This window comes from Arthrobacter sp. FW306-1B-F12A (assembly GCF_058781865.1).
Map to the genome: position 1 here is coordinate 53939 of NZ_JBYSXD010000007.1, position 19320 is coordinate 73258.

At 62.3% G+C, this 19320-nt stretch carries 17 protein-coding genes; 10 read left to right on the forward strand and 7 right to left on the reverse strand.

Annotation, left to right across the window (positions count from 1 at the left end):
- Positions 1-13: 13 nt before the first annotated feature.
- The 6 genes from AC3WJU_RS05705 to AC3WJU_RS05730 form a co-directional block, all read right to left on the reverse strand.
- Positions 14-745: an SDR family NAD(P)-dependent oxidoreductase gene (locus tag AC3WJU_RS05705; RefSeq protein WP_492259366.1), complete on the reverse strand. Its 732-nt coding sequence runs from the start codon at positions 743-745 to the stop codon at positions 14-16.
- The gene (locus AC3WJU_RS05710; RefSeq protein WP_492259367.1) at positions 732-3059 is read right to left on the reverse strand and encodes a penicillin acylase family protein; all 2328 of its coding nucleotides are present in this window, start codon (positions 3057-3059) and stop codon (positions 732-734) included. Before AC3WJU_RS05710 ends, AC3WJU_RS05705 begins: the two co-directional genes overlap by 14 nt.
- A complete protein-coding gene (locus AC3WJU_RS05715; protein ID WP_492259368.1) occupies positions 3056-4048 on the reverse strand; it encodes an ABC transporter permease in 993 nt (330 codons plus the stop codon). Before AC3WJU_RS05715 ends, AC3WJU_RS05710 begins: the two co-directional genes overlap by 4 nt.
- Positions 4045-5547: a sugar ABC transporter ATP-binding protein gene (locus AC3WJU_RS05720; RefSeq protein ID WP_492259369.1), complete on the reverse strand. Its 1503-nt coding sequence runs from the start codon at positions 5545-5547 to the stop codon at positions 4045-4047. Before AC3WJU_RS05720 ends, AC3WJU_RS05715 begins: the two co-directional genes overlap by 4 nt.
- Positions 5548-5614: 67 nt before the next feature.
- On the reverse strand, positions 5615-6631 hold the full coding sequence (locus AC3WJU_RS05725; RefSeq protein WP_492259370.1) for a sugar ABC transporter substrate-binding protein: 1017 nt from the start codon (positions 6629-6631) through the stop codon (positions 5615-5617).
- 30 nt (positions 6632-6661) lie between these two features.
- Positions 6662-7501 carry a polysaccharide deacetylase family protein gene (locus AC3WJU_RS05730; protein ID WP_492259371.1) on the reverse strand — a complete coding sequence of 280 codons (840 nt, stop codon included), beginning with the start codon at positions 7499-7501 and terminating at the stop codon, positions 6662-6664.
- A 151-nt stretch (positions 7502-7652) separates the two neighbouring features.
- On the opposite strand from AC3WJU_RS05730, the gene AC3WJU_RS05735 reads away from it, so the two are divergent.
- The 9 genes from AC3WJU_RS05735 (at position 7653) to AC3WJU_RS05775 (ending at position 17092) form a co-directional block, all read left to right on the forward strand.
- The gene (locus AC3WJU_RS05735; protein WP_492259372.1) at positions 7653-8552 is read left to right on the forward strand and encodes a LysR family transcriptional regulator; all 900 of its coding nucleotides are present in this window, start codon (positions 7653-7655) and stop codon (positions 8550-8552) included.
- Between the two features lie 285 nt (positions 8553-8837).
- Positions 8838-9632 carry a DeoR/GlpR family DNA-binding transcription regulator gene (locus tag AC3WJU_RS05740; protein ID WP_492259373.1) on the forward strand — a complete coding sequence of 265 codons (795 nt, stop codon included), beginning with the start codon at positions 8838-8840 and terminating at the stop codon, positions 9630-9632.
- A 544-nt stretch (positions 9633-10176) separates the two neighbouring features.
- Complete coding sequence (locus tag AC3WJU_RS05745; protein ID WP_492259374.1) at positions 10177-11712, forward strand: amino acid permease; 1536 nt, start codon at positions 10177-10179, stop codon at positions 11710-11712.
- Complete coding sequence (locus AC3WJU_RS05750; RefSeq protein WP_492259375.1) at positions 11709-13124, forward strand: FGGY family carbohydrate kinase; 1416 nt, start codon at positions 11709-11711, stop codon at positions 13122-13124. The genes AC3WJU_RS05745 and AC3WJU_RS05750 overlap by 4 nt, the downstream gene beginning before the upstream one ends.
- A 17-nt stretch (positions 13125-13141) precedes the next feature.
- On the forward strand, positions 13142-14590 hold the full coding sequence (locus tag AC3WJU_RS05755) for an NAD(P)/FAD-dependent oxidoreductase (protein ID WP_492259376.1): 1449 nt from the start codon (positions 13142-13144) through the stop codon (positions 14588-14590).
- On the forward strand, positions 14587-15843 hold the full coding sequence (locus AC3WJU_RS05760; protein ID WP_492259377.1) for an NAD(P)/FAD-dependent oxidoreductase: 1257 nt from the start codon (positions 14587-14589) through the stop codon (positions 15841-15843). Before AC3WJU_RS05755 ends, AC3WJU_RS05760 begins: the two co-directional genes overlap by 4 nt.
- 93 nt (positions 15844-15936) lie before the next feature.
- A complete protein-coding gene (locus AC3WJU_RS05765) occupies positions 15937-16323 on the forward strand; it encodes a RidA family protein (RefSeq protein WP_492259378.1) in 387 nt (128 codons plus the stop codon).
- 20 nt (positions 16324-16343) lie between these two features.
- A complete protein-coding gene (locus tag AC3WJU_RS05770; protein WP_461835469.1) occupies positions 16344-16541 on the forward strand; it encodes a hypothetical protein in 198 nt (65 codons plus the stop codon).
- A gap of 335 nt (positions 16542-16876) precedes the next feature.
- Positions 16877-17092 carry a hypothetical protein gene (locus tag AC3WJU_RS05775; protein ID WP_461835470.1) on the forward strand — a complete coding sequence of 72 codons (216 nt, stop codon included), beginning with the start codon at positions 16877-16879 and terminating at the stop codon, positions 17090-17092.
- Positions 17093-17308: 216 nt separating this feature from the next.
- On the opposite strand, the gene AC3WJU_RS05780 is transcribed toward AC3WJU_RS05775, so the two are convergent.
- Complete coding sequence (locus tag AC3WJU_RS05780) at positions 17309-18241, reverse strand: Lrp/AsnC family transcriptional regulator (RefSeq protein WP_461835471.1); 933 nt, start codon at positions 18239-18241, stop codon at positions 17309-17311.
- A 227-nt stretch (positions 18242-18468) separates the two neighbouring features.
- On the opposite strand from AC3WJU_RS05780, the gene AC3WJU_RS05785 reads away from it, so the two are divergent.
- Entirely contained in the window at positions 18469-19317 is an 849-nt protein-coding gene (locus AC3WJU_RS05785) for a transporter substrate-binding domain-containing protein (RefSeq protein WP_492259379.1), read from the forward strand.
- Positions 19318-19320: the final 3 nt, after the last annotated feature.

A 19320-nucleotide genomic window follows, 5' to 3' on the forward strand; every position in this document is an offset into this window, starting at 1 on the left:
TTTCTTCGCAGTTTCAGACCGAGAGTCCGCCGTCGACGACGATCTCCGAACCGGTGATGTATGAAGCTCCAGCGGACGCAAGGAATGTTGTTGCCGAGGCGACTTCGTCTGGTTCGCCGATGCGGTGCAGGAAAGTGCGATCGATGATCTTCTGATTGACCGAGTCCCCGTTCGCGGCAGCCATGGCTGTGTCGATCAATCCGGGGATGACGCAGTTCACCCGGATTCTGTGGGGGGCGAGCTCTGCTGCAAGCGACTTGGTGATGCCACGGACCGCCCATTTCGTACCTGTGTAAGCGACGATCTCCGGGTCTCCGGTGATGCCCGCGCTTGAGGAGATGTTTACGACGGCGGCGTTCGGGCTCATCGTTAGGTACGGCAGGGCAGCCCTGACTCCGAGAATCACGGCTCGCTGGTTCACGCGGTAGAGGAGGTCGATATCCTCCACAAGCATGGTTTCGAGCGCGCCTCTGCGATAGACACCGGCGTTGTTGACCAGGACATCGAGGCGGCCCGATGTTTCCTCGATGTGCGCCATGATGGTGTCCCAGCCGGAGATCTCGGCGATGTCGGCCACGACTCCGGTCGCACGGGCTCCGATCGAGGAGGCTGCGTCGATGACCCGCGGGTCGAGGTCTACGAGGGCTACGGCGTATCCCGCGCTATGGAAGCTTTTGGCAGTGGCACGACCCTGTCCCGTGGCGGCGCCGGTCACGATGGCGACGCGTGGGTCAGATGAAGTCATCGGTGGATCCTCCTATACGAGCCTCTGTCCTTGAGCTGATGAGGCGGTAGTTTTCCTTCGCGTGCTCATCGACGGCGTTTTCGCTGAAGAGGAGCGGGAAGTAGATCCCTGCGGCCCACAGGTGGGCGAGGTCGGCGTAGTGGGGAGACCTCGGGTCGCCCGACTGTCCGGGGGCGTTCGAGGCCACGGAGTTGTCCCATTCCCCGACATCCATGACGAGCCTCACCGAGGCACCAACGGTCTGAATGTAGTCGGCGTTGCGCGCAGATACATTCACGGTGTCGGGGCTTCCGGATTTGGCGAAGGGCGGAAGGTCCCATTCGGTCGTTTGACGAATCGGGTGTCGGAAGCGTGCCGTGTGGATAAGACCCCAGGGCTTCCTCGACGTGCAGGTTGAGCCGAGGGCGAAGTGATTGAGGGTTTCCGCCAGAAGATCCGAAGTCTGCCGAGGATCCCTTTCGAGTTCGCTGAGCAAAGCGATATCCGTGCGGGCGTCGCCGGTCAGCTCTTCATGCTGACGAGTCTGGAGGTGTTCCAGCGCGCACTCGAGCTCGTCCCCACCCAGATGCTTCTCGAGCGCCCATCGCAGGAGGGCCGGTCGGAGGTGTTCGCGGTACCAGAGCTCGAACTCTGAGGCCTCAGACGAATCCGCCCGGAGGTTCAGATCCCAGTCCAGCAGTCTTTGGACTATCGGTTCGGTTTCCTCCCTGACCTCGGGCCGGTGGCGACGGAGGGTCGAGAGCACTTCGCGTGCCGGGATGCTGTAGGTGTCCGTCTGCAACCGCGCGCTTGTCTCGACCGTTGACCTTTGCTCAGTACCGAGTATGTCGGCGATTCGTTGGTAACGGAATGGCGCGAGCCACTCCGTGGTGATGCTTGGCCCTTCCCAGCCGGCCGGGAGGTTCCGCTCGTTCGCGGTGGCGATCCACCCGGCGTCGGGGTCGATGGCGGTCGGGAGATCATCAGCTGACCAGAATCCGTCCCACTCATAGGGGCCGTCGCCGGGAACCGGCAGGGTCCCATCCCAGTTTGGGCGTTTCGGGTACAGGCCGCGCGGCGCCCAGGCGATGCTGCCGGCGACGTCCGCGACCACGTGGTTCACGCTTGGCATGGCCCAGGTTCGAACTGAGTTCAGGAATTCTGCCGTCGACTTGGCACCCAGGTATTTCAGGCTTCCAATGTATGGCGCCGCCCCAGGCTCAAGCCAGGCAGCTCGGAGTGCGTATGCGACATGGTTCCGCTCATCGAGGTGGATGATGGGTCCGTGTTTTGAATAGTGGAGCTCGATCGCGACATGCTCTCCGTCTCGGACAGCCACGGTTTCGGTGATCTGCGCGAACGACTCCCACTGCCCGTTATACAGGTATTGCGTGGGATCGTCGGCGTTGAGTTGGTAGACGTAGAGATCTTCCTGGTCGCTTGGGAAGATCGTTAACCCAAATGCGATGTTCTCGTTGTGGCCGAGTGAGACCCCCGGGAGGATTGGCTCTTGCGCCCCGATGACGTCGAAGTCCGGGCATGTCAGATGGATGAGGTACCGGAGGGAGGGCAGGGGGAGCCCGCGGTGTGGGTCATTTGCCATGATCGGTCGTCCCGTGGCCGTGCGCGAACCGCTAATGGCCCAGTTATTGCTGCCTTCGGTGGAGTTGCGCTTCGCGTGGTCTCCGTCCACCACAACCGGGGACGTCGCTAGACGATAGGTGTGAAGAATGTCTTCGGTGATTAGATCGAGGTCGAGTCCTTCCGGGATGACGATCCGGTCGAGGGGCTCACGGACGCGGCGCAGGTCTTCGACGTCGGGGCCGAAGTCGCGAATGGTGATGGCGCGTTCGACCTCTTGGATGATGTTGTCGAACAGTCCGTGGGTACGGATTCGGGATATATCCAGTCCGTTCCAGTACAACGGCAGGTACCGGTATCGTGAGAATTCTGGAGGCAGCAGCCCGGCATCTGCCTGGGCGGCATCGATGAATGCGTTGACGCCGTCGGCGAAGGCGTGCAGTGCTGCCACGCTCGCTTCTCCAAGTGCCTCCTCTTCTTTCTTCATGCTTCCCCGGTAGAGGAAGAGCCTGGAGGCTCGGTCCCGTTCGGCGAACTGTTCACCGAACGCCTCCGAGAGCCGCCCGAGCCCGCGGCGGAGCCAGAGATCCATCTGGAACAGGCGGTCGTGCGCCTGGACCCATCCCTGTCCCCGGAAGACGTCCAGCGCGGAGCCTGCCTGTATGTGGGAGACGCCCCAAGGGTCCACGCGGACGTCGACGTCTCCTTCGAGCTCGGGGATCAGCCCGGCTGTCAGCATTTGAGCACGACTCATCGCTGCTTCCTGCGTACGAGTTGGTCGGCCGCGACAGCGAGGATGACGATGGCGCCCTTGACGATCAGCTGCGCGTTACTGTCTACAGCGAGGCTGTAGAAGATGTTGTCGAGGATCGCGAGCACCAACAGGCCCACGACCGTGCGCCAGAGCTTGCCTTCACCGCCGACGAGTGACGTTCCGCCGATCACGACGATGGCGATGGCGTCCAGCGCGACGCTGCCGCCCATTGATCCTTGTCCTGCGCTTTGCTGGGAAGCGGTGATCACGCCTGCCAGCGCGGCGAGGAACCCGCTGATCACGTAGGTCGAGCCTTGCACGAGATTCACTCGTATTCCAGACAAGCGGGCTGCCTCGCGGGATCCACCGACGGCGAAGATACCCCGGCCGAAGCCGGTGAAGTTCAACACGACGAAGCCAACGAGGAACGTGAGGATGAGCACGAGGATCGTGTTGGGGATGCCGAGAGTCGCGCCGGTGCCGAGCACTTGGAAGTCGCTGTTGGTGTCGCTGAAGGCGGTGGAGTTGGTCAGGAACAGCACACCGCCTGAGTACAGGGATGAAGTGCCTAAGGTAGTGATGAACGGGTTTACTTTCAGGACCGTGACGCCGACTGCGTTAATGAAGCCGAGAATTAGGCCACCGATGAGTGCCAGCGCGAACGCGGCCGGGACCCCGATCTGGGGTGCGAGGGCTGCGGCGATTGTCGCGGCAGAGGCAAAGATGGCGCCGACCGAGAGGTCGAAGCCGCCAGCGATGATCACTAGTGTCATGCCGACCGCCACGATGCCGAGCGGAGCGTACTGGGACAGGACAATCGCCAGGTTGCCCGGTTCCAGGAAACGGGGGTAGATGATGGTGGCCGCCACGATGAGCAACGCGAGTACCCCGAGCATCGAGTATTCAAGGAGGCGTTCCGGAGAGTGCCAGTTGGGTTTGGTGACTGTCCCGGGCTCGATATCAGCCTCGAGTTCTTTGGTGTTTATCACGGTTGTCCTTTGACGCCGAAGGCGATGTGGAGGATGTCGCCCGGTGTTGGGTTGTTTGTGTGGAGATCGATTTCGGCGACTGCCCGACCTTGGGCCATGACGATTACCCGGTCGCTGATCTCGAGGACTTCTTCGATTTCGGAGCTCGTCATGATCACGGCCTTGCCGTTGTCCGCCGCCCGCCGGAGCGCGTCGAGCACTTCGGCTTTTGCGCCGACGTCGATGCCCCTGGTCGGTTCGTCGACGAGAAGCACTGCGGGATCTCGGTGCAGCCACTTCGCTACTGCGACCTTCTGCTGGTTGCCGCCGCTGAGCGAGCCGACCGGATACTGCCCGACCTCACGGCTCAGGGACAGCGTGGTCAACAGAGATTTGGCCGCGTCCATCTGCTTGCGCCCGCTGACGAATCCGAACTTTCCGACTGATCCCAGGCTGGCGAGGGTCACGTTGTCCGGCACGGACATTCGAAGCAGGAGCCCGTCTGTCTTGCGTTCCTCGGGGATCAGACCGATCCCGAGTCCGAGCGCCGTTCGGACATGGCGGGGCCAGCGTGCCGGCAGTCCGTTGACGGTGAGCTCGCCCGAGCTCGCGGATTCGGCGCCGGCGAGCGATCTGAGCAGGCTTGTACGCCCGGATCCGACGAGGCCCGCGAGTCCGACGATTTCCCCTGCCCTTGCCTCGATTGACACGTCGTCGATCGCTCCCGGGAGGGTGACGGAGCGGGCCTGGAGGAGGACCTCGCCGATGTTCGAGCCGCGTCGTGGTTCGCGTTCGGCTGCCCGGACTCCGGTCATGGCCTCGACGAGTGCGGGACGCGTCCATTCCGATACCGGGGCTTCTGCGGTCTTCCTCCCGTTGGTCATGACCGTAATGTGGTCGCTGACCTCGAGCACTTCTCCGAGATTGTGCGTTACCAGTACCATCGTGATTCCGCGGCGCTTCAGCTCGCGGACAAGGTCGAGGAAGTAGCGCCGTTCCCGTTCCGACAGGGCTGCTGTGGGCTCGTCGAACAGGATGGCTTTGGCGCCCGACTGGATTGCCCGCAGGATCTCGATGACCTGCGCGTTCGCGACTGTTAGGTTGCGAGCGAGCATGTCGGGGTCGAAGTTCACACCGAACTCGCGGCAAAGTTCTTTGAAACGGCGTTTCATGCTGCGTTTCTTGAGCCATCCGCCGCTAGTGAGGTCCTGACCTAGGAAGACGTTCTCGGTGGTGGTCATCGCCGGAAGCACCGTCAGCTCCTGGTAGACGGCGACGAGGCCGGCTCGGCGGGCCTCCACGGGGCTGCCGCCTCGCAGCTCGTGTCCGAAGACCTTCACAGTTCCGGAGCTCGCAGGGGTCCGTCCGCTCATGATGCCCAGGAGTGTCGATTTTCCGGCGCCGTTGGCGCCGACCAGCGCATGCACTGTACCTTCCTGCACGTTGACCGACACGTCATCCACGACTTTGGATTGCCCGTAGTGTTTGGTGACGGACGTGCAGCTGATTGCTTCACTCATGGGTGATTTCCTTCAAGAAGATCTTCGGGGTGGGCGCCGGGATGATCGGCGCCCACCACCGTTGACATCAGTACTCGGGGTTCCACTGATTGACGTTGTCCTTGGTAATCAACGGCGCGCCGGGGAAGGTGAGAGTGTCCAGCGGGTTCGTCACGTTCGCGACATTCTTGCCTTTGATTTTGTCGACCAGCAGTTGTATTGAGAGCTTGATGTTGGTGTAAGGCATGCCCGGCAGAGCCGCCTTGATAGTGCCCGCACCCACTTGGTCCTTGGTCCAACTGTCGCCGTTGCTGTCGTAGATGAGGACGCTGTCGCTCTTGCCGGCCTGTTTGACTGCCTGGACGACGCCCCGGGTCATTCCGGAGTAGTTACTCGCGATGGCTTTGAGGCCATTGTTGGCATTGAGGAACGTTTGCGCCGCCTTATAGGCCGCGTCAGTCGAATAGTCGGTGTTCTCGATTGAGGTGAGTTTGAAGTTCGGATGGGCGGCAAAACCATCCTTGGCAGCGGCTGTTGTTGTGTCCGTTACGAAGTCGAGCTTGGGCCCGGTGATCAACGAGACTGGCCCGGGCGGCGTGTCCTGGAAGATGGTGTCGAACCACTTCGTGTATCCGGTCTTGTTCTGTTCGCCCACGAACCCCACGGTTCCCGGAGTGTACCCGGTGTCTCCGCAGATTGCGGTGATCGCAATGATGATCGGGATGCCGCTATTTGCAGCCTGCTTGATCCCGTTGCACTGGTCGGACGGGGAGATCGCATTGACGACCCACCCGTCGTAGGTCTTTCGCTGTTGCGCGAGCTGGAATGCCGTGTTCTGGTCCTGTGCCTTCCAGTTCGAGGTCACAACGGTGACGTCTACGCCGAGGTCGTTCCCTACCTCTTTTGCGGCCTTCTCCTCGGACTGGAGGTAAGCGTTGCTGTTGGCCGGGATAAAGACGCCGATCTTTAACTTGTTGCCGTTTCCTGTGGACCCGCTCCCGCTGGGTGTTGCTCCGGTGCTGCATGCCGCCAAGGGCAGCACGATGGCGAAGGCCGCGGCGGCGGCTCCGAGGGTCCGCTTCTTGATACGAGGGCTGAGCTTCATTGCATTCCTTCTTTGTGATGGGGTGTTCGCTTAATCGGTCCAATAAGGCATGAGCGCGCTGAGGTTCGTGAACCACGTTCCGTCCAGTTCTGCGACGTAGCGCAGGAATTGCTCGAACATGAGCAGGTAGTTCGGTCGGCCGATGGCCTGCGGATGGACGGTGATTGATACGAGCGCGTTTGGAACGCGGGTGTACGCGAAGTCGATATGCGCCTTCCAACGGGCATGGATCGTCTCCGGTGGCTCGAAGCCTTGGCTAACTCCCGGGACGTGCTCTGTCGCGGGCCAGTCGTCCAGGTGCCACGACACGGGGAACTCGAGGATCCTGCTGGGGGCGCCGAACGCGTTGCCGTTCTCGCGGTCTATCGTGACCGGTCGCGGCCGGTATGGCTCAAAGTCGCGTCCCATGAGCGAGGAGTCCCACTCGAATCCGAACTCTTCGAGCAGGCCCAGGGTCTGGTCAGTGAAGTCCCAGGCGGGCGAGCGATAGCCCTGCGGGCGCTTGCCGACGTGCTTCTCATGCTGCTGGATCTGCAGTTCGAGCAAATGTCGCTCCTCGGCGGGGCTGATTTTCATGATCGGCTCGTGCCAGCAACCGTGCGCGGAGATTTCATGACCGCTGTCCAGGACCGTCTCGAACGCAGCAGGGAAAGTAGCCATGGTGTGGGTCGGGGTGAAGAAGTTTCCGATAACATCGTTCTCGCGAAGCGCCTGGAGCAGCCGCGGAAGGCCAACGAGCGCATCGTATTCGCCACGCGAGAGGTAACCGGGGCTCGTCTGCCCGAATGTTCCCATCCATGTTGCGTGTGCATCAAAGTCGACCCCGATGTTGACGGCCATGCGCCGTCCGGAGGGAAGTTCTAGTGCCACCCTTGTCACCGTCCTGAGGATTGTTTGATGACTTCCGACAGATATTCTGCATTTGTGACCGGAAGTGTGATTTTTGGGTTGAGATCAATCCTCGCCCTGAGCCACCAAACTGTCTAATGACTTTTTGTCGCCCCTCCTATAACCTTCAGGAATGGATCGGAGGGCTCTGGAGTGCTTCAACACCGTCGCCCGGCTTGGATCAGTCAGTGCAGCCGCTGCCGCGATGTCCGTCACCCAACCGGCGCTGTCCAAACAGATCAGCCGACTGGAGGCCGAGCTGGCCGTGCGGCTGTTCCACCGCACTCCGACAGGGATGGCGACGACCTCCGCGGGTCAGACCTTGCTCGAGCTCGGCGACGACGTGCTTTCCCGCTTCGAGCGAGCCGAAGCGATAATGCAGTCAAGATTCCATGGACGATCCGCGTTCCGGATTGCGTGCCCTCACTCGACTGCCCAGGATGTCCTGGCGCCTTTCATGGCCGACACCAATCCGCCGATTGTGGATTTGGAAGTGCTTCCGGCGAGCGGCGTGGACGAACTGCTCGATCGCGAAGTGGATATGGCTGTGAGTTCCCTGGTGCCGCCGAGCCATCGGAGCCAGCTCGCCGTTGCCACGATACCCATCATGGTCCAAGCCCCGTTTACCAGTGGAAGCCCTTTTCCCGATTACTCGCGGGGCGACCTTGAGCGACTGAAAGACGACTGGATCATCGTGCCGCGCAGCGGGGTTCAGATAGCGGTCACGAGTGCCATGGCTGAATTCGCCCCCACCCCGTTGGTGAGGGAGGCATCTACTGGAACCATCGCGCAGGCCCTGGCCGCAAACGGGCATGGATTTGCTCTTGTGACCGAACCAGTCCGATTCAATCTCCGAGCAGTGCCGGCCTTCGCGGGTGCCATGCCCGTGACCATCGTTCTCTACGCCTCCTGGGATGCCCAGCATTACGCATCGGAGGAGCTTTTTCGCCTGGCCCTTGCCCTGCGAAGGTGGATGAAAGCCCATCCACCTTGGGGAAGGGGAAGGAACGCAGCGGAGCGAGGCGACAAGTGAATCTGCCAAGGAAACCAGTCTTGACTGGAACGGTCGCCTCACTACCACCCTGTCGCACGTGCCGTCCGGAGGACCGACGTGGGAGTGGGCCGCGGTTGATACTCCTCGGAAGCGTCCGGTTGGCATGTTGTGGAAATTGTTGCAAATTCGTATGATGCACACAGAAATGCATCCTGAATAACAGCTTTGGCTAAGCCAAAGCTGGCCCCAGCCGATGCACCGGTGCACCGGCGAAGCCGGGCAGGACCCAATGAGTAGAGGGCGCTGAAGGCGATGGTTAGTCCAATGAAGGAGCCGCCCGAGGTCAGGCGCCGAAGAATCCTTGAACTCGTGAGCGAAGGGGAATTCCTGAGGCCCGCCGACATTGCATCCATGATGTCTGTGTCCGGAGAAACCGTGCGCAGGGACCTCATGGCCCTGGAGCGCTCCGGGGAGCTCAAACGCATCCACGGCGGGGCCATGCCTCCCGTCAAAGTGACAGATAGCGAACCCGACAGGGCAAATCGCTCTATGGAAAACCCGCGGGAGAAGGAAGAGATCGGAGCGGCAGCTGCTGCGCTGGTCGAGGATGCCGACACGATCTTTCTCGATGTCGGCACAACGGTGGAAGCCGCGGCGAGGGCACTCTCCCCAACGTTCCACGGAATCGTCATCACTAATAGCCTGGTGGTGGGATCCATCCTCAGTGACCGTCCGCAGGTCGAACTGTATGTGCTTGGCGGTCGTGTGCGCGCTGGGGAGATGACAACATACGGCCCGGACGCCCTTGCCCAGGTCCGAAGCTTCAACGCTAACTGGGCATTCCTGGGCGCCGGAGGACTGGATGTCCGGGCAGGCCTCACCGACTATTCATCTGAGGACGTGGCAATCAAGCAACTGATGATTGAAAAGTCCGCGAAGACCTACGTCCTGGCTGTCGGCGACAAGCTGGGACGCGTTGCTGTCCGACATGTCTGCGACCTGGACGAAATTCGAGGGGTAGTCACCGATAGCAAGGCCAGTAGTGCCCGCATCAAGGCTCTGAAAGACGCAGGACTTGAAGTCTTCCAGGGCGGCAGCCCGGGGGAGTTCTCCGAATAGTTCCGGCCGACCCCGCGGCCACTCGAATCCGGCCGATCCGGGCCCGCTCCGACTGCACATGAAGATGCCCCGTACGAAAGTGCGGGGTATCTGTGTTTAAGCCGAGCAAATGTTAGGCCTCACCCAAGACCCTCCGCCCGGGAAGAAGTAAGCCTCCAAGGGTCGCTCGCTTGCGCTCTTCGTTCGGATTTCGAGGAGGCAATCGTGGAATTATGTGGACATGTGTGTGGTCGATTTTTGCCACAGATCCGCATAAAACTAAGGAAAAGCTGAGCGATTGCGACGCCCGCAACAATTACCCCTTGACGCACGGGTCTCGCAGATCCATACTTTTCCTTATGAATCCGCATAAATCCACAGAACGGATGGATGCGATTCCAATGCACGTGGGTCCCCCGCCCCGTAGGCCGTACCCGGCCGCTGTCATGTCGCCATGAACATGAGGCACCACGGAACAACCAATTTCCAACGAACCAACACCCCGCGCCCGGCCTGACCCAGCAACGACGCTCCGGCGGGCACTCATCGAAGGACATTCGCTCCAATGACACACAACCCCTTAGCGGCAGGCAGTATCGTGCCGGGCACGGATACAGACGTGGAAGAGTACGGCTACAAGCAGGAAATGAAGCGCGGAACGGGCAAATTCGCCTCTTTTGCTGTCGCTTTCGCGTTCGTTTCCATAGCCACGGGTATTTTCACTACCTATGGCGCGGTCCTCAACAGCTCCGGGCCGGCGGGTATCTGGACCTGGCCGATCGTCACGGTCGGTCAACTCATGGTCGCGCTGATCTTCGGTTCGTTGGCCGCCCGCATCCCGGTGACCGGCTACTCGTACCAGTGGATGTCGCGCTTGGCCAACCCGGTGCTGGGTTGGATCATGGGCTGGATCTCCTTCACGTTCCTCGCAATCGTGGTGGTCGCGGTCGACTACACCATCGCGTCAACGGTCCTGCCTGTTCTCCTCGGCTACGAGGGAACCCCTGCGAACGCCTGGCTGATCACCAGCATTGTGCTGGCCCTGCAGGCCGTGTTGGTTGCGTTTTCCACGCGGTGGACAGAGAGGGTGAACAACTTCGCCGTCTCGGCCGAACTCATCGGCATGATCATGCTTGTCGTGCTGCTCATCGTCGTCGGCGCAGTGGCCAAGGAACTGAACGTGGGCAATCTGTTCTCCACGGGTTCCCTCCCGGCGCAGGATTACTTCAGTGTCGGGTCCTTGCTCCACGTAGGGCCTTGGATGATGGGGACTTTGCTGGGCGCGTTCACGATCGTGGGATTCGAATCCGCCGCCAACCTCGCCGAAGAAACCAAGGACCCTGCCAGGGTGGTGCCCCGCGCCATGTGGCAAGCCGTGCTCGCTTCCGGCATCCTGGGCTTCCTCTTCCTCCTGGCGATCACCATGCTGGCCGGCGATCCCGCAACCCTGGCAGGGTCCGGAACTCCCGTTGCCGACGTCATCAACCGTGTTCTCGGACCGGTCGTAGGCACCGCGCTGCTGGTGATGGTCGTCGTCGCAATCTTTGCCTGCGGCATGGTGATCCTCATGACCGGAGTCCGGCTCGTGTGGGCCATGTCCCGCGACGACCGCTTCCCGGGCCACGCGGTGTGGCGCAAGGTGTCACCGCGTTTCGGGACCCCGACGGCGGCAACCGGGCTCATGTTTGTTCTTGGTGAGCTGATCCTGGGCCTCTTCGCCTTCCAGACCGACGCGCTTTTCAGCCTCTTCGGTGCCGCGACCCTGCTGCCCGCGGTCATCTATGCGGCTACGGTCCTTCTGTATATCGTCAAGCGCAAGAGCCTTCCCTCGAGCAAGGGATTCACCTTGGGCAAGTTCGAGGTACCAGTCATCATCCTCGCCGCCGTGTGGTTGATCTTCATGCTGTCTGTTTTCAGGGATGCATCCTTCATCAACTCTTGGCTGTACGTGGCCATCATGGTGGCCATCGGTGCTGTCTACCTGGTCTTCCTGCTGATCCGCCGGGGCGGTCCGTCCGGACTCGCCATGCCCGATCTGCACTCGATCGATGCCGAGCTGGACGCCGACGTCAAACATTCCGAAAGGGCCCATCGCAAGTGACCACCGTTCTATCCATCGACCAGGGCACGTCCGGAACCAAAGCCGTCGTCGTCGACGGCGGCGGCAAAATCCAAGGCCTGGCCGAACAAGCAGTCCGGCCGCACTACCTGCCCGGCAGCGGCGTCGAGCAGGACCCACAGGAACTGCTCGATTCCGTCCTCGAAACCGGAAGGGCTGCCGTCGCGCAGTCCGGTGCTTTGATCGATATCGTCACCATCGCCAACCAAGGCGAAACCGTCCTGGCTTGGGACCCGGCGACGGGCAAGCCCCTATCCAACATGATCGTGTGGCAGGATCGGCGCGCCGAAAGCATCTGCGCCGGCCTCGCTGACCATCGGGACGAATTCGCAAGCCGCACCGGACTCGTCCTCGACCCGTACTTCTCTGCCCCCAAACAGGCCTGGATCCGGAAGAACGTCACCCGGGACGGTGTGGTGACCACCTCCGACAGCTGGCTTATCCACCAGCTGACCGGGGAATTCGTCACCGACGTCAGCACAGCCAGCCGGTCCCTCACGACCAGTCTGGACAGTACGGAATGGGATCATGAACTGCTGGATTTGTTCGAACTCGGCGACGAAAAGCTCCCCAGGATTCTGCCGTCCGACGCGATCGCAGGCTCAACGAGTGCCTTCGGCGGGATGATGGCCGTCGGCGGTCTCATTGTGGATCAGCAGGCGGCCCTCCTGGCCGAGAATTGCCTCGAAGCCGGCGAAGCGAAGTGCACCTTCGGCACGGGGGCGTTCCTGCTGGCGAACACCGGAACGTCGGCAACACGCTCGACGGCCGGGCTCGCCGCGTCGGTCGCCTGGACTGTCAAAGACAAACCCACCTACTGCTTTGACGGGCAGGTGTACACCGCAGCGTCGGCCGTCAGGTGGCTCCAAGGAATGGGCTTCATCAAGTCAGCCTCAGAGCTCGACGTCGTAGCCGCCACCGACTCCGGCGGCGTGCTCAGCGTCCCTGCTTTCGCCGGCCTGGCCGCCCCATGGTGGAGCCCGGAAGCCAAAGCCTCCCTCACGGGAATGACCCTGTCCACCGGGCCGGAACACATCGTGCTCGCTGTCCTGCAGGGTATCGCCGCGCAAGTCGCCGAGCTGGGCTCCCTCGTCGCTTCAGACATCGGCCAGCCACTCCAGCGGCTGCGGGCCGACGGCGGGCTGACGCAAAGCCGTGTTCTGATGCAGGCAGTCGCCGATCTCATGCAGATGGAAATCGACGTGTACCCCTCCCAGCACGCCACGCCATTGGGCGCGGCAGCCCTGGCCAGAGTGGCCCTTGAACCATCCCTCCCGCTCCAGGACGCCGTCGTTCCCTGGAGCCCCAGCACTGTCTATGAACCGAAGTGGTCGGCAGACCAAGCAGCCGAGTTCCGCGCGCGGTGGGCAACCGCCGTCGAGGCAACCCGGTGACGAAGGAGAACACCCATATGAGCAACACCCACAGCAAAACCTACGATGTCGCCGTGATCGGCGCCGGCATCGTGGGCTCAGCAATCGCACGGAAGCTGGCCGGGTACCGGCTCAGCGTCGCGCTCCTCGACGCACGCGAAGACGTGGGGGACGGGACGAGCAAGGCCAACACCGCGATCCTGCACACAGGATTCGACGCAAAGCCCGGAACCCTTGAGTCGAGGATGGTGCACGAGGGGTACCACTTGCTCTCCGACTACGCCAAGCAGACAGGAATTCCGGTCGAACACACCGGCGCCATCCTTGTGGCGTGGGACGACGAGCAGCGCGACGCCCTGCCCGGACTGAAGGTAAAGGCCGAGCAAAACGGATACGCCAAGACCGAGATCATCGACGCGGCGGAAATCTACCGGATTCTGCCTCACCTGGGCGAGGGCGCCCTGGCCGGGCTCTCCGTCCCGGACGAGTCCATCATCTGCACCTGGACTACCAACCTTGCCCTGGCCACCGACGCCGTCCAGCGCGGAACGGAGCTCCTGCTCCGACGCCGCGTCGTGAGCATCGAGCGGGTCGACGGCGTCACGCACCTTTACACAAGCATCGACCGGATCAGCGCCCGCTGGGTCATCAACGCCGCCGGACTGGGCGGGGACACGATCGACCAGCTCTTCGGCTACGACCGCATCCACCTGACCCCCCGACGCGGCGAGCTGCTGGTGTACGACAAGCAGGCACGGCCCCTCGTGGACAAGATCGTGCTCCCGGTGCCAACGGCATTGGGCAAGGGTGTGCTGGTTAGCCCCACGATTTACGGCAACGTGATGCTGGGCCCCACAGCCGAGGACCTCAAGGACCGCACCGACACGGGAACGTCCGAGCGCGGCTTCGCCTTCCTGAAGGGCAAGGGGGAAAAGATCATGCCCAAACTCCTCGAAGAAGAAGTGACGGCCACCTACGCCGGACTTCGCGCAGCCAGCGATTACCCCGACTACCTCATCGAAGTCGACACCGAACAGCGGTACGTGATCGCCGGCGGCATCCGATCCACCGGCCTGACCTCCGGCATCGCCGTTGCCGAGTACGTCGACGAACTCCTCAGGGCATCAGGCGCCATCCAGCTGGTGGAGCGGGACAACTTGCCCGAACCACCGCACATGCCCAACATCGGCGAAGCTTTCATCCGCCCCTATCAGGACGCAGCGAGGATCGCGGAAGATCCTGCGTACGGGAAGATCGTGTGCTTCTGCGAACGTGTCACCGCCGGTGAAATCCGCGACGCCTTCAGTTCCCCGATCCCGCCGTGCACACTGGACGGACTCCGTCGCCGGACCCGCGCCCAGAACGGCCGGTGTCAGGGCTTCTTCTGCGGCGCGGAAGTAACCGAGCTGCTCGAATCCCGCGGCAAGAGCGCCAATGTCCCCGTTAACCCGAAGGCAAAGGTTGCCAGCATGGAGGTCACCAAGTGAGCACCAACGGAACGGTCCTGACCCCGACCGTCCTGATCATCGGCGCCGGACCGTCCGGGCTGCGGGCTGCAGCCGAACTGGCTCCGCGGGTGAGCGGCGAAGTCCTCGTCCTTGAACGGGAAGGTGTCGCTGGCGGCATCCCGCGGCACAGCGACCACCCTGGCTACGGAATCCGTGACATGGGCAAGTTCATCGACGGCCCCAAATACGCCCGGATCCTGCGGGAGCAGGCCACCGCCGCCGGCGCGAAGATCCTCACCAACGCCACGGTCACGGACTGGGCAGGTGAGCGGTCCGTCAACGTCACGATGCCTGACGGCCGGGTGCGGGTCGATGCGAAGGTAGTCATTCTCGCCACCGGCGCCAGGGAACGGCCCCGCCCCGCCCGGCTCATTCCAGGGGACCGTGGCAAGGGCATTTACACCACCGGGCACCTGCAGAACATCGTCCACCTTAAGCACGGCAAGGTCGGCCAACGGGCTGTCATCGTCGGTGCCGAACTGGTCAGCTGGTCAGCTGCCATGAGCCTCAAGCACGTCAAGTGCAAGACGGTATTGATGACCACCGAATACCCGAAGGCCGACGCCTACCGGCTATTCAGCGGACCGGGGAAGCTGTTCTTCGGCACCAAAGTGGCCACACGAACAAGGGTCACACGGATCATCGGAAAACCGAACGTCCAAGGTGTGGAGATCGAGAACATCGACACCGGCGAACGACGGATCGTCGACTGCGACACCGTCATCCTCACCGGCGACTGGATCCCGGACAACGAACTCGCCCGGGCGGCCGGCGTCGACATCGACCCGGTCAGCAAATCACCCGTCGTGGACGCGGCACTGCGGACCAACAAACCCGGCATCTTTGCCATCGGCAACATGCTGCACCCGGTGGATACCGCCGACGTCGCGGCCCTCGACGGCGCGGCCGTAGCCGAGCACGTCGTCAACTACCTCAGGGGCGACCGGCCAGCCGGCGCACCGCTAAGTCTCACGGCCGATGCCCCGTTCAGGTGGGTGGCGCCAGCCCTTCTGCGCCAGCACGACCCCGCACCGCCCCGCCGTCGGCTTCTGCTCTGGAGCGATACGTACGTCCCGTTCCCCGAAGTAGTCCTGCGCCAAAACGGCACCGTCATTGCCCGAAAGCGGCTTTGGTGGCCCGCAGCACCCGGCCGGGTTTTCCGCGTCCCGTCCAGCCTCCTCAGCCAGATCAACTGGAACGACGGCGCCGTCACCATCGGCCTCGCCAACTAGCCACCGGCCCTCGCCGGCGCCGTGCCCCACTCGTGGGGGCACGGCTGGACCATGTCCGGCGCCCGCCGGGCAAACCCTCAATCAGGAGAAAGCATGAACCAGCGCCAGAACATCTCGTCCGGATCCGCCCGCGAACCAATCCTCGGCTACTCCCGCGCAGTCCGCGTCGGAAACCAGATCGTCGTAGCCGGAACCACCGCGGGCTCCAGCAACGGAGCAGTCGGCGGAAACGACGCTGCCGCCCAGGCCCGCGAAATCTTCGACCGCATCGAAACCGCCCTCATCGAGGCCGGCGGCTCGTTCGCGGACGTCGTCCGTACCAGGATCTATCTGACCAACATCGAAGACTTCGACGCCGTCGGCGCCGTCCACGGTCAAATCTTCGGCGACATCCGTCCCGTGACAGCTGTGGTTGAGGTCGGCGCCCTCGCCGCCGACGACTTACTGGTCGAAATCGAAGCAGACGCCATCCTGCAATAGACGAATCCGTGACGAGAGTGATGGTTGACATCACCCTCTTCGAGCTGGACAGCGTGCTGACCAAGGGAGACACCATGGCCTCCCTGGTCAGCCGCCGTCTGGCACGCCACCCGGGCGCCTCCTCAGGGTTGCACCGTTGTTCCTTCTTTCCCTCGCCGCTCACCCGCAAAGCCGTCTCAGGGCGAATGCGAACCGCAGGCTCGTCGCGCTGGCCCTGAAAGGGCTCACCGCTTCTCGCTTCCGAAATCGAATTCCATAACCATGCGGCGACATGGAAGACACAAAACGTGGGGCCTGCCAAATTGAGTCGTCTGAAATCAGCCGGTGTTCCATATGGTTGCGCTACCTTCCATACGGACTCGGCCAGCGACCTATCTCTGGCGGCTTCCGCCCTGACTTCCCAACCGCAACCGTGAGGGCGACGGTTGACGTCGATTGCGGGACCGTGGGACGGGCGGAGTGCCACAAATGACCACGTTGAGCCGGCTCGCGCTTCGCCGAAACGGCAGATTTTGCCCACGGTGAACCCGACAACCGCAGAGAAAGAGACCTCATGATCAAGCACCACTCGGACCTCGTCCTGGAAATCAGTGCACACGACCCGGACAGCATCGAAAATGACTTGAACACCGCAGTCGAGATCGCCCGCGAACACGCCATGAAGGAGTACCGCCACGGAATCCTCGTCACCCAGCACAGCTACACCAGCTACACCGTCACTGTCAGCGGAGATGTCCCCTACGGGGAGACACACGAAAGACGCAAGTAACCGGGACGTTGCGGATGGCAACAGGGCGGGTGACAGGTACGACTGGATGTGTACGCCCCCGACGGCGTTCCCTGGTCGGTCCTGCCGAACTGGGCAAGCAAGGGATGGGACGGCATCCACCTCAGACTGGCACGGATGGCTCCCAGCGAGGGGCCAAGAACGGCGGAGAGGATGGCCAGGTGGCAGCGCGGCGGAGGGTTGATCGTCCGGGTTTGGTCATGCGTGCTGGCCGTCGGTCAGAGTGGTATCACTCTGGGTCTGGGGCTCGAAGGTGCGCTCGTAGCGCTCATGGATGATGGATGTGTGCACCCACGAATCGACCGAGCGCACGGACGGGAGGCGCAAAGCGTCGTCGCGCACGTTGAGCGACTGGGAGGCTGTTTCGAGTACGACGGTGGCTATGAAGTCGTACCGTCCGATGCATGTGGCGACGAATTCGGCTCCCGGAAGTGCTGAGAAGAAGGCGACAGCGTCGTCGTGTAGCCCGGATGTCCTGATTCCGAACCCTACCGCGAGGGAGCCGGTGCGCAGCCTGGTGGCAGCGATGCGAATGACGTTCGAGCTGATCAGGCGCATGACGCGGGTACGCGCACCGTTGGTTGAAAGCCCGACAGCGTTTCCGAGCGCGTTGAATCCGGCTCGGCCGTCCTCCTGGAGGATCGCGATGAGTCCGAGGTCCGTCTGATCGATCGTGATGCCTGGTGCGGGGGGAGCGGTGCTGATGAGCTGGCTCTTGGCAATTTCGCGGTAAATATGGGTGTCGACTCTTTCGACCCCTGGCAGTCGTCGGATCTGATCGATCCGTTCGTAGAGGTCCGCGATGGAAGGAAGTGTGAACTCTGCGACTATGCCGGCGCGGCCGGTCGCGAGGGACAGGAAGTGACAGCCGCCCATGTCCTTGATTGGCGCGGCTACTTCCGCTGTGGGGAGTGAAGTTTCGACGGCGAGCCGGGCCATTGCATCGAACCCAAGCACGCGAGGGTGCACGGCGGCTGCGATCCTGAGGCCACCGAAGGCGGTCAGCTCTCCGAATCTGGCGGCAACCACCGCCCGCGGGATACCCAGCCGCCGGGCAAGGTCGCTGAAAGAAGCGCGGCCGTCCTGCTGAAGTGCAAGGAAAATGCCCTCGTCGATGGTCTCGTTAGTCACGGTCCTCCTTTGGTTCTTACCCAGTATATGCAGGACTGCATTGGATGGCACCAATCAGTGATGATTTTGATCCTTAGTCCTCATTTTGGAGTCATATATGCAGTTTATAAACATAAATACTGGAAAACTGCTTGCTCGAGTGGGTTGGTCCCGCTATCGTGTGATTATCGCCACTTCGGCCCAACGTTCTCGGCTCGCTGTTCGAGCCCCCTCAATTGGAGTCCACAATGCGTTTACCTCTTTCCGTCGTCGCGGGTGCAGCTGCCGCGACCCTCATTGCCCTAGCTGGGTGTTCTGGCCCGTCCACGGCGTCATCGGTTTCGTCCGGGGGAACCGCTCCTTCCGGGCTGATCGAGGCGGGCAAGCTCACAGTCTGCACAGACCCGGAGTCTCCACCGATGGACTACTACGAGAACGGCTCGAGCGGTGACGTCATTGGCTTTGACGCCGACGTCTCGCGCGCCCTTGCCAAGCGTTGGGGCCTTGAGGCTAAGTTTGCGGTGAGCGCGTTCGACGGCCTCCTGCCTGGCCTTCAAGGCAAGCGCTGCGATGTCCTCCTCAGCGGCCTATACATCAATGAGACCCGCCTCGCCACGTTCGACGCCGCTGCTGTGACGAAAACCGGCCCCATGATCGTCACGAGCACAGCCAAGCAGAATGAGTTCACGAAGCCCACCGATCTTTGCGGACTGTCCGTAACCGCCCAGGCCTCAACCGCGAATGCTGGGAGGGTCAAGTCTCTTGCACCTGATTGTGCGGCATTGGGCAAAGCCGCACCCAAGCTCCTTGAGTACCCCAAGGTTTCCGAGAGCGTCCTCTCCGTGCTCAACGGCAGGGCGGACGCGCTCGTCGAAACTGACGTTGACGCCGCATACATAGCGTCACAGAACCAAGGCAAGCTCGTGGCAGTCCGCGGCGGCTACCCGCAGGACATCAATACCGGCATGTACACCCGCAAGGGCGACACGCTTACGGCGCCCGTAGCCGAGGCCATCAAGGCCCTGCGCGCGGACGGGACCCTTGCCAAGATCGCCGAGCAGTACAAGCTCGACAAGTCCATGGTTGACGTCGGCTGACGC

Bases quoted from the DNA above. Each gene is read 5' to 3' on its own strand.
- AC3WJU_RS05785 (WP_492259379.1), top strand. From the start codon at position 18,469: ATGCGTTTACCTCTTTCCGTCGTCGCGGGTGCAGCTGCCGCGACCCTC.
- AC3WJU_RS05725 (WP_492259370.1), bottom strand. From the start codon at position 6,631: ATGAAGCTCAGCCCTCGTATCAAGAAGCGGACCCTCGGAGCCGCCGCC.
- AC3WJU_RS05720 (WP_492259369.1), bottom strand. From the start codon at position 5,547: ATGAGTGAAGCAATCAGCTGCACGTCCGTCACCAAACACTACGGGCAA.
- AC3WJU_RS05745 (WP_492259374.1), top strand. From the start codon at position 10,177: ATGACACACAACCCCTTAGCGGCAGGCAGTATCGTGCCGGGCACGGAT.
- AC3WJU_RS05705 (WP_492259366.1), bottom strand. From the start codon at position 745: ATGACTTCATCTGACCCACGCGTCGCCATCGTGACCGGCGCCGCCACG.
- AC3WJU_RS05710 (WP_492259367.1), bottom strand. From the start codon at position 3,059: ATGAGTCGTGCTCAAATGCTGACAGCCGGGCTGATCCCCGAGCTCGAA.
- AC3WJU_RS05755 (WP_492259376.1), top strand. From the start codon at position 13,142: ATGAGCAACACCCACAGCAAAACCTACGATGTCGCCGTGATCGGCGCC.
- AC3WJU_RS05765 (WP_492259378.1), top strand. From the start codon at position 15,937: ATGAACCAGCGCCAGAACATCTCGTCCGGATCCGCCCGCGAACCAATC.
- AC3WJU_RS05740 (WP_492259373.1), top strand. From the start codon at position 8,838: ATGAAGGAGCCGCCCGAGGTCAGGCGCCGAAGAATCCTTGAACTCGTG.
- AC3WJU_RS05735 (WP_492259372.1), top strand. From the start codon at position 7,653: ATGGATCGGAGGGCTCTGGAGTGCTTCAACACCGTCGCCCGGCTTGGA.
- AC3WJU_RS05770 (WP_461835469.1), top strand. From the start codon at position 16,344: ATGGTTGACATCACCCTCTTCGAGCTGGACAGCGTGCTGACCAAGGGA.
- AC3WJU_RS05775 (WP_461835470.1), top strand. From the start codon at position 16,877: ATGATCAAGCACCACTCGGACCTCGTCCTGGAAATCAGTGCACACGAC.